Annotated in this window: 1 protein-coding gene; it reads right to left on the reverse strand. The window is 57.5% G+C overall.

Features of this window, described 5'->3' with window-relative positions; genetic code table 11:
* Positions 1-273: immunoglobulin-like domain-containing protein (locus AACY45_RS28990; RefSeq protein ID WP_339548908.1), on the reverse strand; the 273-nt coding region annotated here is incomplete at both ends.

Below are 273 nucleotides of genomic sequence, written 5' to 3' on the forward strand. Positions count from 1 at the left end.
CGACGGCTTCGTTACCGAGAACCAGATTTTCGAAGGATTTGCCGTCGACTGCGGCGTCAGTGACGCCGAGTTTGATGGTTTCGCCGTCTTTGTAGACGTCATCACCTTGCGCAGCCAGCTCGTACGGCACGCTGGTGGTGCCGGCCTTGATGACGACGGTATCGCCATTGCTCAGGGTGACGGTCAGGTCTTGTTTGAGGACCTGGTCGACCTTGACGGTGAACTTCGGTGCAGCATTTTCCAGTACGTCGCCGTTGCTTTCGATGGTGACGG

Origin of the sequence: Pseudomonas sp. RA_35y_Pfl2_P32 (assembly GCF_963970735.1) — a bacterium.
Taxonomy (GTDB): Bacteria; Pseudomonadota; Gammaproteobacteria; order Pseudomonadales; family Pseudomonadaceae; genus Aquipseudomonas.